The sequence below is a fragment of the Pseudomonas benzenivorans genome, assembly GCF_024397895.1.
Classification (GTDB): domain Bacteria; phylum Pseudomonadota; class Gammaproteobacteria; order Pseudomonadales; family Pseudomonadaceae; genus Aquipseudomonas; species Aquipseudomonas benzenivorans_A.
This window is the reverse complement of the sequence record NZ_CP073346.1, coordinates 4,006,899-4,019,430: the sequence shown is the minus strand read 5'-3', so window position 1 is coordinate 4,019,430 and position 12,532 is coordinate 4,006,899. Positions and strand designations below refer to the sequence as shown.

Genomic DNA, 12,532 nt, shown 5'->3' with positions numbered 1-12,532 from the left:
GCCATGGCCTACTTCGACAGCGACGGCTGCCAATTGCACTACGAGGAATACGGCCACGGCGCCCCGCTGCTGCTGGTCCACGGCCTGGGCTCGAGCACCCGCGACTGGGAATACCAGATCGGCGACCTGGCGGCGCACTACCGGGTCATCGCCCTCGACCTGCGCGGCCACGGCCGCTCCGACAAGCCCCGCGAGCGCTACAGCATCGCCGGCTTCGCCGAGGACGTGGCGGCGCTGATCGAACACCTGCGCCTGGAGGCCGTGCACCTGGTCGGCATCTCCATGGGCGGGATGATCGGCTTTCAGCTCGGCGTCGACCGCCCGGAACTGCTCAAGAGCCTGTGCATCGTCAACAGCACCCCGGAGGTCAAGCCACGCAACCTGCGCGAGCGCCTGGAGGTCGCCAAGCGCTGGAGCCTGTCGCGCCTGCTCGGCCTCAAGACCATCGCCAAGGGCCTGGGCCGTCTGCTGTTCCCTCACCCGCACCAGGAAGAGCTGCGGCGCAAGATCGAGGAACGCTGGCCGCAGAACGACAAGCGCGCCTACCTGGCCAGCCTCGACGCCATCATCGGCTGGGGCGTGCGGGAACGCCTGGCCCGCATCACCTGTCCTACCCTGGTGATCAGCGCCGACCGCGACTACACCCCGGTGGCGCAGAAGGCGGCCTACGTCAAGGAACTGCCCGATGCGCGCCTGCTGGTGATCGAAAATTCGCGCCATGCCACACCCCTGGATCAACCACAACGTTTCAATAGCAGCCTGCTGGCCTTCCTCGCCGAAGTCGAACGGGCCGCGCTCAACCACCACAAGGACCCATGAGAATGCTCAAACAACTCGCCCTCGCCGCCTGTTCCCTGCTGCTGTCCACCAGCCTGCTCGCCGCCGAGAACCCCAAGGTGCTGCTGACCACCAGCGCCGGCGACATCGAAATCGAGCTGGAAGCCGAGAAGGCGCCGGTCAGCGTGCAGAACTTCCTCGCCTATGTGGACAGCGGCCACTACGCCGGCACCCAGTTCCACCGGGTGATCCCCGGTTTCATGATCCAGGGCGGCGGCTTCGATGCCGACCTGGAGCAGAAGGAGACCCGGGCGCCGATCAAGAACGAAGCCGACAACGGCCTGCACAACGTGCGCGGCACCCTGGCCATGGCCCGCACCCAGGTGCGCGACTCGGCCACCAGCCAGTTCTTCATCAACCACAAGGACAACGCCTTCCTCGACCACGGCACCCGCGACTTCGGCTATGCGGTGTTCGGCAAGGTGGTCCGTGGCATGGAGGTGGTCGACAAGATCGCCCAGGTGCCCACCGGCAACCGCGGCGGCCACCAGAACGTGCCGCGCGAGCCGGTGCTGATCCTCGAGGCCAAGCGCCTGTAAGCCCCGCGGAAGCGGACCCTTAGCGGTCCGCTTCCTGCCCCTACGCGCGTCCCTCGCCAACCAGCACAGCCGCACGCCGTCGAGCCCAGCCGACTTAGGCGATAGAATCGTCATTCCCCCATCGCAACGGCAGGACGCCCGGAATGCTGTTTCGCCGCTTCGAAGCCCTGCTCGACGTGTTCAGGCCCAGCCCGGACGTGGTGCCGCCCAAGGGCATCCTGGCCTTCTACGCCCACTACCTGATCCAGGCCTGGCCGCTGCTGCTCGCCGTGCTGGTGGTCGGCTTCTTCGCCGCCCTGATCGAGGTGGCGCTGTTCAACTTCCTCGGCCAGCTGATCGACATGGCCCAGGCCACCCCGAGCAGCGACTTCTTCAGCCGCTACCAGGGCGAACTGCTGTGGATGCTGGCGGTGGTGCTGCTGATCCGTCCCCTGGTGTTCGGCCTGCATGATTTACTGGCCAACCAGGCGATCACCCCGAGCCTGACCAACCTGGTGCGCTGGCAGAACCACCGCTACGTGCTCGGGCAGAGCCTGAACTTCTTCCAGAACGACTTCGCCGGGCGCATCGCCCAGCGCATCATGCAGACCGGCCCGGCCCTGCGCGACTCGGCCATGCAGGTGGTCGACGCCCTGTGGCACGTGCTGGTGTATGCCGGCAGCGCGCTGTACCTGTTCGCCGAAGCCGACCTGCGCCTGGTACTGCCGCTGGGTCTGTGGATTCTCGGCTACTGCCTGCTGCTGGGCTACTACGTGCCGCGCATCAAGTCGCGCTCGGCCACGGCCTCGGCGGCGCGCTCGCAGCTGATGGGCCGGGTGGTCGACGGCTACAGCAACGTCACCACCCTCAAGCTGTTCGCCCACAGCCGGGAGGAGGAAGGCTACGCCCGCGAGGCCATGCAGGGCCTGCTCGACCGGGTACGCCGGCAGACCCGCACCGTCACCGCCCTGGAATTCAGCGTCACCTGCCTCAATGGCCTGCTGATCGCCGGCACCGGCGCCCTGGCGCTGTGGCTGTGGGGTCAGGCGCAGATCAGCACCGGCGCCATCGCCCTGGCCCTGGGCCTGGTGATCCGCATCAACAACATGTCCGAATGGATCATGTGGGTGGTCAACGGCATCTTCGAGAACGTCGGCACCGTGCAGGACGGCATGCGCACCATCGTCCAGCCGCGCCAGGTGCTCGACCGCCCGGACGCCCAGCCCCTGCGGGTCAGCCGCGGCGCGGTGCGTTTCGAGCACATCGACTTCCACTACGGCAAGGCCGGCGGGGTGATCGGCGGGCTCGACCTTGAGGTGCGCGCCGGCGAGAAGATCGGCCTGGTGGGCCCCTCCGGCGCCGGCAAGTCGACCCTGGTCAGCCTGCTGCTGCGCCTCTACGACCTGCAGGACGGACGCATCCTCATCGATGGTCAGGACATCGCCGCAGTGACCCAGGAGAGCCTGCGCGCGCAGATCGGCGTGGTCACCCAGGACACTTCGCTACTGCACCGCTCGATCCGCGACAACCTGCGCTACGGCCGCCCCGGGGCCAGCGATGCCGAGCTGCTGGAGGCGGTGCGCAAGGCCCGGGCCGCCCGCTTCATCCGCGACCTCGACGACGGCCAGGGCGGCCGCGGCCTCGACGCCCAGGTCGGCGAGCGCGGGGTCAAGCTGTCCGGCGGCCAGCGCCAGCGCATCGCCATCGCCCGGGTGCTGCTCAAGGACGCGCCTATCCTGGTGCTGGACGAGGCCACCTCGGCGCTGGACTCGGAGATCGAGGCGGCGATCCAGGAGAGCCTCGACACCCTGATGCAGGGCAAGACGGTGATCGCCATCGCCCACCGCCTGTCCACCATCGCGCGCATGGACCGCCTGGTGGTGATCGACCAGGGGCAGATCGTCGAGAGCGGCAGCCATCGCCAGCTGCTCGAACGCGGCGGCCTCTATGCCCGGCTCTGGCAGCACCAGACCGGCGGTTTCGTCGGGGTGGAGTGATCATACCCTTCGCGGCCATGCCCCTATCCCGTAGGAGCGGGCCATGCTGCGAAATTCCCTAGGAAAATGCTTATGGACGAGCATCACAGCCACAATAAACCGGGGCACGCGGCCTTGCGCAAAGGCCGGTTTTCCCTGAGCAATACGGCTTATCTGATTACCGCAACCGGCGAAAATCGCGCACCGCAATTCACCCATTTTCAAGCAGCCTGCTCGGCCGCGCGCTGTTTCGAGGACAGCAGATTGCTCAGGGAGAGCCGCATGCTGGCCTGGGTGCTGATGCCCGACCACGTCCACTGGCTGGTGCAGCTTGGCGACCAGGATACACTCGGCGAAGTGGTTGGCCGACTCAAATCCGCCAGTTCCCGCAACGCCAACCGGGTGCTGGGCCGAACGGGCCCACTCTGGTCGAAAGCCTTTCACGACCATGCCCTGCGCGAAGAAGAAGACCTACAAGCCGTCGCCCGTTACATCGTGGCCAATCCGCTGCGGGCGGGTTTGGTTGCGCGGATCGGCGACTACCCGTTCTGGAATGCCGTCTGGCTTTGACAAGGCTCAGCGATGGTTGGTGTATCCAACATCGCTTCGCGGGCATGGCCCGCTCCTACAGTATGGAGGCACGCGCTGCTTCAGTAGGAGCGGGCCATGCCCGCGAAAAACCTCAGCCCTGCCGATAGGGCAACAGGCTGCGCGCCTCCTCGGCATAGCCCTGCACGCCGACCCGCTCCTGTTCGAGGAAATCCGCCACCGCCGCGCGCAAGCCCGGATGGCAGAGGTAGTGCCAGGAGCGGGTGAGTACCGGTTCGAAGCCGCGGATCAGCTTGTGCTCGCCCTGGGCGCCGGCATCGAAACGCTGCAGGCCCTGGGCGATGGCCTGGTCCATGCCCTGGTAGAAACAGGTCTCGAAATGCAGGCGGTCGAATTCGGCCAAGCAGCCCCAGTAGCGTCCATAGAGGCTGTCGCCACCGACCAGGCTGAAGGCCATGGCCACCGGCCGGCCGCCCTGGCGCGCCAGCACCACGCGGATCGCGTCCGGCATGCGCTCGGCCAGCAGGCTGAAGAAGTCCCGGGTCAGGTAGGGCGCCTGGCCGCGCACCTGGTAGGTATTGGCGTAGCAGAGGTAGACGAAGTCCCACTCCGCCTCGCTGAGCCCGGCGCCTTCGCGCCAGTCGAAGTCGATGCCCTGTCCGGCCACCTGCTCGCGCTCCTTGCGGATCTGCTTGCGCTTGCGCGAACTGAGGCCGTCGAGGAAATCCTGGAAATCCCGGTAACCCCGGTTGCGCCAGTGGTACTGGCAGCCGAGGCGCTGCAACCAGCCGTCACGCCTCTGCAGCAACGCATCATCGGCCGGGCTGGTGAAATTGATATGCAGGCTCGACAGCCCCTGCTGCGCCAGGCTGGCGCTAAGTTCGTCGAGCAATTGCCCGGCGGCGAGCGGATCGCCGAGCACACGCTGCCCGCTCACCGGCGAGAAGGGAATGGCGCCTAGCAGCTTGGGGTAATAGTCGATGCCCGCCCGATGGCAGGCGTCGGCCCAGCCATGGTCGAACACGTACTCGCCATAGGAATGGCTTTTCACATAGGCCGGCATGGCCGTCAGCACCCGCCCCTGGCTGTCCTGCAGCACGCGATGCGCCGCCTGCCAGCCACTGCGGCCGCCCACGCTGCCGCTGTCTTCCAGCGCCGAGAGAAAGGCGTGACACAGAAAAGGCTGCTGGTCGATGCGCAAGGCATCCCAGCTCGAGGCATCCAACTCGCTCAACGCAGACAGGGTCGATATAGGCATGGCCGCAGTCTGGCCTGTTGTACGGACGAAAAAAAGCCCCGCGCGAGGCGGGGCTTGAAGGGTGCAACGTTCGATTCGTATCGCGGTTACTTAGAACACGTACTGGGCGCGCAGGCTGATGGCATCGCCATCATCGTCACCATTGGCGTTCACGATGTCGTCAACGCTGGTGTGCAGATAGTTGACTGAGACCTTCACCGCTTCGTTGGCGTACCAGTTCACACCGAGAGTGTGAGTCTTGGCGCTGGCTTCAGCGGTATCGGCCGTCAGGCCGAGCAAACCAGCGTTGGAGGGCGCAACCGCGGTCTCATCGACCGTGATGTCGTCGTAGCGGTAGAAGACTTCCCAGGCACCGATCTGCTTGTTCTCCGGCTTGATCTTGTCAAACTTGCCGCCATCGAGCTTGTAACTGCGCGATTCGCCGGTCAGGGTGTAGGCAACTTGCACGTTATAGCCGCTGGCTTCCAGATCGTTGTCGTTGCCATTGGCCACTGCATCGCCATCGGCGGTGCGAGCCAGGTACTCACCCTGGATGGAGAACGGCCCCATCATATAGGCCGCTTCCGCCCCCCATGCCTGATCGGTGCCATCCAGCTTAGCGCCACCGAAGGTGCCACGGTTGCCGTTGACGCTATCTTCGGTGGTGCCGCGAACCGACAGCCGCGACTTGATCGACTCATCGAAACCCGCCTCTACTTCACGGGTCGCGTAGTTCAGGCCGAAGTGCAGAACCTGCTTATCCTGGACGATCGGGGCAAATACACCGCGCGCTACGAAAGTGGTGTTGTTCTGGCCATCTTCGTCCTGGTTGCCGTCCTGGCGATAGCCACCAACTTCACCGTGGAACATGTCGCCCAGCGTGGCGCGCAGACGGATGCCTTCACCATTTTCATGGCTGTTCAGCCAGGGGGCGAGGTCATAAATGGCCGAACGCTCGATGGCAGTGATCCACTTGGAACTGACGGCTTCTTCCAGACCGAACGTCGGATTGATGCGACCGACCGACAGCTGGACCGGTTTCCAGCCATTGTAGTGAATGGCCAGTTCATCCCAGTCGCTGGCTTTGTCGCTGAAGTTGCGATTGAAGGTATAGCCCCAGTCGGTGAAGGCTACACCGGAAATTTCCAGACGGGCACGACGGAAATAGGTTTCATCGGCACGATTGCCATTCTTGGTGTAGAAGCCGTCGAAGCTGTCCGCATCCGCCTGCAGACGGCCGCCCAACTTGAAGCTGAATTCCTTGTCGGTGGTGGCGACTTCGAGGCCGCCCTTGGTCTTGATCACGATATCGGCGCCGTCGGTGGTGACGGTACCGGCGAAAGCCTGGGCGGAAACGGCCAGAGTCAGGGCGCTGGCTGCGAAACCGGCGAAGTGCTTACGGATCATCGAAGATTCCCCTAATGGTCTTAAGTGCTGAAAACACCGAGCGCTGAGGCTCGTTTGTGCTGGGAGGAATATTCGCGGCGAATCATTTCAGCGCCGTTGCTGATATGTAAATGTTTGATGACAAAGGAACTTTTTCGGTTCAGCGGACTACGGGCGCGCCCTGGCGTTAGCGCCCCGGGACGGCGCAGCGGTCATCGCCACGCTCTGCCGGCGTCTTGATCAAGGGGGATATGACCGGGACCACAGCAGCAGGCCGATCCAGCCAGAGAAAGGAGCGGCGCGTCGCCGTCGGTGGCCGGGAGCGTGGCGGTGACCGATCAGCCGCCCAGCTTGCGGGCTTGCGCCGCGAGCTGACCGTAGTGCGTCTCCAGCATGGGACTGCGCTCGCCGGACATCAGCCGCAGCAGCTCCCCGCGCGCCTGCTCGCGCGGCAGACCCTGCAGCTCCAGAAAATTCAGCAGCTTGTCGAACAGCTCCCGGCGCCTATGCCCAGCGTCCGAATCATCGCGCCGCGAACAACAGGACACCAGCAGGGTGGAGCCACACACGCAGTTGCGGAAGACCTCGACCAGCGGCCCGTCGTCCGGGTCATCGACGCCCTTGAGACCGGTGATCTCCGGGCGTATCGACCGGGTTTCGCGAAAATACTCATCCTCGCTGGCGAAGGTGCGGCCACAGTTGCGACAGTGCTTGGGAAAGTCGTCGAGGCAGAGCGCCTTGAGCCCGGCGTACCAATCGTCATGGGATGAAAAACTTGGCATCTGCATTACCTGACCCGGGAGCTGGCCCGGGAAGCATAGCCACGGGCTGCGACGTCGCGTGCGTGGCTGAGGCTCATCATCGCCCAACAGGCGGGAGCTGAACAGACCCAGGCGTTCAGCGCATATCGCGACGCCGTCTGGCCAACTCCGCGGCCAAGGCGTCCAGTTCGGCGCTCTGCCCTTCGGGCAGCTGGCGCAGCACCGCCTGGCTGAGGCGCATCTGCCGGATGAAACGTCGGCATTTGCGACACATGGCCAGGTGAGCGCGGATCGACAGGCGCAGTCGCAGGCTCAGCTGACGATCCAGAAAGTCGCTGGAGTTTGCCACCAGTTCCTTGCACGTCAGCATTGGCCTGTCTCCTCGAAATGCTCCAGCGTGGCGAAAACCTTCAAGCGCGCCCGATGCAGCAACACCCGGACATTGGAGAGCGAGACATCCAGAAGATTACAGATCTCCTCCAGTTCCAGGCCCTGGCGCTCGCGCAACAGCAGCACACTGCTCTGCAACTCGGACAGGCTGACCAGGGTCTTCTCCAGGCACTCACGCAGTTCGCTCTCGCTCAGCAGTGCCTCCGGACTGTCCTGATGCCAGGCGTAAGGCTCCAGCAGCCAGTGACCGCTCTGCGCGAAACGCTCGTCGCCGATCGTGCCATGGGGCGCGGGCAGGTCGTCCAGCAAAACCTCGCGACGGTTCTGCTTGAGTCGCGTCTTGGCTGCGTTGGCGGTGATCGTCAACAGCCAGGTCTTCAGGCTGGAGCGCCCCTGGAAGCCATCCAGGCTGCGCACCACCGCCAGCCAGGCCTCCTGCACCACCTCATCGGCGTTGCGACTGCCGACGATGGCGTAAGCCACCGCGCGCATGGCGCCCTGGTAGCTGGCGACCAGCTCGCGAAAGGCCTGTTGCTCGCCCGCCAGCAGGCGGGTGAGCAGCGCAGTGTCGGCCGAGTAGTCCATCAGCGCTTGCGCAGGATCACGCTGCCGATCGAATAGCCCGCGCCGAAGGAGCTGAGCACGCCCAGGGCGCCGCTGGGCAGGTCGTCCTGGTGCTTGTGCAGGGCGATCACCGAACCGGCCGAACTGGTGTTGGCGTAGGTGTCGAGAATCACCGGCGCCTCATGGGGCTCGGCATCGCGACCGAGCAGCTTGCGGGCGATCAGCAGGTTCATGTTGAGGTTGGCCTGGTGCAGCCAGAAGCGCTGGACCTGCGCGACCTCCAGATCGTTCTCCTGCAGGTGCACGGCGATCAGCTCGGCCACCATCGGGCAAACCTCCTTGAACACCTTGCGCCCTTCCTGGACGAACAGCTTGTCGCGGGCACCGACGCCCTCTTGCGCAGCGCGATTGAGGAAGCCGAAGTTGTTGCGGATGTTGTTGGAGAACTGGGTCAATAGCTTGGTGCCGACGACGTCGAACTGATGCGCGGAGGTCGCCAGGTCGGCACGCTCGACGATCACCGCGGTGCAGGCGTCGCCGAAGATGAAGTGGCTGTCACGGTCGCGGAAGTTCAGGTGGCCGGTGCAGATTTCCGGGTTGACCATCAGCACCGCCCGGGCCTGACCGAGCTGCACACTGTTGGCCGCAGCCTGGATACCGAAGGTCGCCGAGCTGCAGGCCACGTTCATGTCGTAGCCGAAGCCCTGAATGCCCAGGGCGGCCTGCACTTCGATGGCCACCGCCGGGTAGGCGCGCTGCAGGTTGGAACAGGCGACTATCACCCCGTCGATGTCCGCGGCGGTCTTGCCGGCCCGGGCCAGCGCCTGCTCGGCGGCGGCTACCGCCATCTCGCAGAGAATGCCCCACTGCTCGTTGGCGCGCTCGGGAATGCGCGGCACCATGCGCGCCGGGTCGAGGATGCCCTCTTTATCCACCACGAAGCGGCTCTTGATGCCCGAAGCCTTCTCGATGAAGGCACTGCTCGACTCGGCCAGCGCCTCGACCTCGCCGCGGGCGATGGCCTCGGCATTGTCGGCGTTGAACTGCTGCACATAGGCATTGAAGGACGCCACCAGCTCGTCGTTGGAAATGCTGTTGGCCGGGGTGTACAGGCCGGTACCGCTGATGACGACGTTATGCACGCTCATTCCTCATGTTCGCTGCCGCACCTGGCGGCCGGGTATGCAGGAGCCCGTGGTCACCGATGGCCGCGGGCGCAGATTCAGGGGGCGGCCGCACATCCGCACTGGGCAGGATTCGCACCGCTTGCAAGCCGCAGAGTGTGCCACAGCCAAGTCGCTTTCGTCCGCAGATCAAACAAGCGAGTGACTGGCGGCCGGGGTAGTCCATCCATTGGCCTGGGCGAGGCATGACGACCGGTCGCCTGAAGACTGCGAACAAGTGTAGCGAGGCGTAGCCGGCCGGCCAACGCGACCACCACCTTCAGGCCCCGCCGGGGGAAATTTCAGCTTGCGCGCGGGGCATGTCACCGGGAATCATGCCCCTGCAATGACGAACATCCGTCCGAGTTGCCGGTCAATCCAGCTCGGCCGCCACCTGTGCGCGCCACGGCGAACCGCCCCCGGAGTTCCAGCAATACATGCAGTACCCGATCCCCCTGCCGCTGAAGATCCTCCTGCTGGCCCTGGCCTATGCCGTCGCCGGGCGCCTGGCGCTGATGCTGGCCATCCCCCCCGGCTTCGCCAGTGCCGTGTTCCCGCCGGTGGGCATCGCCCTGGCGGCCGTGCTGATCTGGGGCTACCCGATGCTGGCCGGGGTGTTCCTAGGCTCGACCCTGCTCAATCTCAGCATCGGCTTCAGCAGCCTGGAGCAGCTGAGCCTGGAAGACTTGCTGGTGGCCAGCGGCATCGCCTTTGGCACCTCGCTGCAGGCCCTCGTGGCCAGCTGGTTGATTCGCAGCTTTGTCGGCTTTCCAACCCCGCTCACCAGCGAGCGCAGCATCTTCCTGCTGCTGCTGCTCGGCGGCCCGATGGCCTGCCTGATCAGTGCCAGCATGGGCACCGGCGTGCTTTACCTGAACCAGCTGATCGGCGCCGAGGAACTGCCGTTCAGCTGGTGGACCTGGTGGGTTGGCGACAGCGTTGGCGTGCTGATCGCCACCCCGCTGATGTTCATATTGTTCGCCGAGCCCCGTGCACTTTGGCGCAGCCGTGCGGGCGGCGTGGGCCTGCCGCTGCTGATCAGCTGCGCGATCATGGTGCTGATCTTCGTGCGCGCCAGCGACGCCGAGCAGAACAACCTGCGCCTGCGTTTCCACGAGCAGGCGAAGCTGATGAGCGCCACGCTCAAGTTCCGCTTCGAGCTCTACGGCAAGGCCGCGCAATCCATCGAGCGCCTGTTCAATTCGTCGGAAGGGGTGTCGCGCCAGGACTTCGCCCGCTTCGTCGCCAACCTGCCCAGCACCTATCCGGGCATCACCGCCCTGAGCTGGGACGCCCTGGTCACCGCCGGACAGCGGGAAGGCTTCGAGACGCAGATGGCGGCCGAGGGCTTCGCGGGTTTTCGCATTTCGGAGTTCGACGCCGCGGGTCAGTTGGTCAGCGCCGGAGCACGCCCGGCCTACGTGCCGGTGACCTACGTCGAGCCCCTCGGCGCCAACGTCAAGGCACTCGGCTTCGATGTCGCCTCCCTGCCGTTGCGCCGACAGGCCCTGGAGCGCGCCCGGGACAGCGCCCGCACCGTGATGACCGCGCCCATCACCCTGGTTCAGGACAAGCAGACGCCGCAACTCGGGGTTCTGCTGCTGCATCCGGTCTACGCCGGCGAGCTCGCGCCGCTGGGCGTCAGCGAACGCCGGCGCCAGCTGCGCGGCTATGCCGCGGCGGTCGTGCGCATGGCCGACCTGATCGAGAACGCGCTCAAGGCCTACCCGGCCGACAGTTACCGGCTGCAGCTGGAGGATGTCAGCGACGCCGCAGCGCAACCGCTCTACGGGCAGCCCGGGATCGCCTTGCCGGCCTATGCCACGGAGCTGGTCTGGCAGGAGCAACTGGAGATCGGCGGGCGCCAGCTGCGCCTGACGATCTCGCCGACCGAAGCCTTCCTGCGCCGCAACCACGGCCTGCAGCCCTGGGCCGTGCTGGCCGGCGGCCTGCTGCTGTGCAGCCTGCTCGGCGGCTACCTGCTGACCATCACCGGCCGCGCCGACCAGATTCGCCACCAGGTCAGGCAGCGCACCCTGGAGCTCAGCGCCATTCTGGAGAACGCCGCCGAGGGCATCCTCATCTTCGACGAACAGGGCCTGATCGGACGTGCCAACCCGGCCAGCAGCCGCCTGTTCGGCTACCCCACCAGCGAGCTGGTCGGCCGGCGCATCGGCAGCCTGATTCCCAGCCTGCACCCCTGCAGCGCAGAGCGGCTGGACGGGCAGCTGGGCAACGCCCTCGAGGTCAGCGGCACCCACACCAACGGCAAACAGCTGGAACTGGAAATCAGCCTGAGCAGCTATGCGTTGCCGGGACGCCGCCTGTATATCTGCATGCTCCGCGATATCAGCGCGCGCAAGCAGGTCGAGCGGATGAAGAGCGAATTCGTCGCCACCGTCAGTCACGAGCTGCGCACCCCGCTGACCTCGATCAAGGGCTCGCTCGGCCTGCTCACCGCCGGCGCGGTCGGCCCGCTCAGCGAGCAAGCCCACCAGCTGGTGAGCATTGCCCAGAGCAACTCAGAGCGCCTGGTCAGCCTGGTCAATGACATTCTCGACATCGAGAAGCTCGAGTTCGGCCACACCCGCCTCCAGCTCAGCCGCACCGATCTGCGCCCGCTGCTGCACGAGGCGCTGGCGCACAACCAGGGCTATGCCGACGGCTTCCAGGTCAGCCTCAGCCTGGACGACAGCGCCCTGCCCGCCCAGGTGCCGGTGCAGGTCGACGGCCTGCGCCTGCAACAGGTGCTCAGCAACCTGATCGCCAATGCGGTGAAGTTCTCCGATCCCCTGGGCCGGGTGGAAATTTCCGCCCAGCTGGTCGACCAGCAGGTCAGGGTCCAAGTGCGCGACTACGGCCCCGGCATCGCCGAGGAGTTTCGCGAGCGCATCTTCCAGAAATTCGCCCAGGCCGATGCCTCCGACAGTCGTCGGCGCGGCGGCACCGGCCTGGGCCTGAGCATCTGCAAGACGCTGATCGAGCGCATGCACGGGCAGATCGATTACAGCAGCGTGGTGGGCCAGGGCAGCACTTTCTACTTCACCCTGCCGCTGGCCGACACCTGAGCCATCGACGCCCGCCAGCCGCCTTCACCCGTCCGGGCGATGGCTGGAATCGAGACGGCCGTTAAGCTCGAACGACCCCACAC

At 65.7% G+C, this 12,532-nt stretch carries 11 protein-coding genes; 5 read left to right on the top strand and 6 right to left on the bottom strand.

Annotated features, from left to right (window positions below):
* Window positions 1–3: 3 nt before the first annotated feature.
* The 4 genes from KDW96_RS18865 to KDW96_RS18850 all read left to right on the top strand — a co-directional run bounded on the left by KDW96_RS18865 (window position 4) and on the right by KDW96_RS18850 (window position 3,901).
* Window positions 4–819: an alpha/beta fold hydrolase gene (locus KDW96_RS18865; RefSeq protein WP_255837755.1), complete on the top strand. Its 816-nt coding sequence runs from the start codon at window positions 4–6 to the stop codon at window positions 817–819.
* A gap of 2 nt (window positions 820–821) precedes the next feature.
* Window positions 822–1,376: a peptidylprolyl isomerase gene (locus tag KDW96_RS18860; protein WP_255837754.1), complete on the top strand. Its 555-nt coding sequence runs from the start codon at window positions 822–824 to the stop codon at window positions 1,374–1,376.
* Between the two features lie 143 nt (window positions 1,377–1,519).
* Window positions 1,520–3,352, top strand: a complete 1,833-nt coding sequence (locus KDW96_RS18855) for an ABC transporter ATP-binding protein (RefSeq protein WP_255837753.1) — start codon at window positions 1,520–1,522, stop codon at window positions 3,350–3,352.
* A gap of 72 nt (window positions 3,353–3,424) precedes the next feature.
* Entirely contained in the window at window positions 3,425–3,901 is a 477-nt protein-coding gene (locus tag KDW96_RS18850) for an REP-associated tyrosine transposase (protein WP_255837752.1), read from the top strand.
* A 112-nt stretch (window positions 3,902–4,013) separates the two neighbouring features.
* Here the strand turns inward: KDW96_RS18850 and KDW96_RS18845 are convergent, their stop codons facing one another.
* The 6 genes from KDW96_RS18845 to KDW96_RS18820 all read right to left on the bottom strand — a co-directional run bounded on the left by KDW96_RS18845 (window position 4,014) and on the right by KDW96_RS18820 (window position 9,360).
* On the bottom strand, window positions 4,014–5,138 hold the full coding sequence (locus KDW96_RS18845) for a GNAT family N-acetyltransferase (protein ID WP_255837751.1): 1,125 nt from the start codon (window positions 5,136–5,138) through the stop codon (window positions 4,014–4,016).
* A gap of 90 nt (window positions 5,139–5,228) precedes the next feature.
* Entirely contained in the window at window positions 5,229–6,524 is a 1,296-nt protein-coding gene (locus KDW96_RS18840; RefSeq protein ID WP_255837750.1) for an OprO/OprP family phosphate-selective porin, read from the bottom strand.
* Window positions 6,525–6,841: 317 nt separating this feature from the next.
* Window positions 6,842–7,285, bottom strand: coding sequence for a hypothetical protein (locus KDW96_RS18835; RefSeq protein WP_255837749.1), 444 nt, complete (start codon window positions 7,283–7,285; stop codon window positions 6,842–6,844).
* 115 nt (window positions 7,286–7,400) lie between these two features.
* Window positions 7,401–7,634 (bottom strand): anti-sigma factor family protein, encoded by a 234-nt coding sequence (locus KDW96_RS18830; protein ID WP_255837748.1) that lies wholly within the window; start codon window positions 7,632–7,634, stop codon window positions 7,401–7,403.
* The gene (locus KDW96_RS18825) at window positions 7,628–8,239 is read right to left on the bottom strand and encodes an RNA polymerase sigma factor (protein ID WP_255837747.1); all 612 of its coding nucleotides are present in this window, start codon (window positions 8,237–8,239) and stop codon (window positions 7,628–7,630) included. Before KDW96_RS18825 ends, KDW96_RS18830 begins: the two co-directional genes overlap by 7 nt.
* Window positions 8,239–9,360 carry a beta-ketoacyl-ACP synthase III gene (locus tag KDW96_RS18820; protein ID WP_255837746.1) on the bottom strand — a complete coding sequence of 374 codons (1,122 nt, stop codon included), beginning with the start codon at window positions 9,358–9,360 and terminating at the stop codon, window positions 8,239–8,241. The genes KDW96_RS18825 and KDW96_RS18820 overlap by 1 nt, the downstream gene beginning before the upstream one ends.
* A gap of 458 nt (window positions 9,361–9,818) precedes the next feature.
* Here KDW96_RS18820 and KDW96_RS18815 point away from each other — a divergent pair, with 458 nt between their 5' ends.
* Window positions 9,819–12,449, top strand: coding sequence for a CHASE domain-containing protein (locus tag KDW96_RS18815; protein ID WP_255837745.1), 2,631 nt, complete (start codon window positions 9,819–9,821; stop codon window positions 12,447–12,449).
* Window positions 12,450–12,532: the final 83 nt, after the last annotated feature.

What these genes read in the sequence shown, in the direction of transcription:
- KDW96_RS18845 (WP_255837751.1), bottom strand. Translation starts at nt 5,138, where the DNA reads ATGCCTATATCGACCCTGTCTGCGTTGAGCGAGTTGGATGCCTCGAGC.
- KDW96_RS18840 (WP_255837750.1), bottom strand. Translation starts at nt 6,524, where the DNA reads ATGATCCGTAAGCACTTCGCCGGTTTCGCAGCCAGCGCCCTGACTCTG.
- KDW96_RS18815 (WP_255837745.1), top strand. Translation starts at nt 9,819, where the DNA reads ATGCAGTACCCGATCCCCCTGCCGCTGAAGATCCTCCTGCTGGCCCTG.
- KDW96_RS18855 (WP_255837753.1), top strand. Translation starts at nt 1,520, where the DNA reads ATGCTGTTTCGCCGCTTCGAAGCCCTGCTCGACGTGTTCAGGCCCAGC.
- KDW96_RS18825 (WP_255837747.1), bottom strand. Translation starts at nt 8,239, where the DNA reads ATGGACTACTCGGCCGACACTGCGCTGCTCACCCGCCTGCTGGCGGGC.
- KDW96_RS18830 (WP_255837748.1), bottom strand. Translation starts at nt 7,634, where the DNA reads ATGCTGACGTGCAAGGAACTGGTGGCAAACTCCAGCGACTTTCTGGAT.
- KDW96_RS18860 (WP_255837754.1), top strand. Translation starts at nt 822, where the DNA reads ATGCTCAAACAACTCGCCCTCGCCGCCTGTTCCCTGCTGCTGTCCACC.
- KDW96_RS18865 (WP_255837755.1), top strand. Translation starts at nt 4, where the DNA reads ATGGCCTACTTCGACAGCGACGGCTGCCAATTGCACTACGAGGAATAC.
- KDW96_RS18850 (WP_255837752.1), top strand. Translation starts at nt 3,425, where the DNA reads ATGGACGAGCATCACAGCCACAATAAACCGGGGCACGCGGCCTTGCGC.
- KDW96_RS18835 (WP_255837749.1), bottom strand. Translation starts at nt 7,285, where the DNA reads ATGCCAAGTTTTTCATCCCATGACGATTGGTACGCCGGGCTCAAGGCG.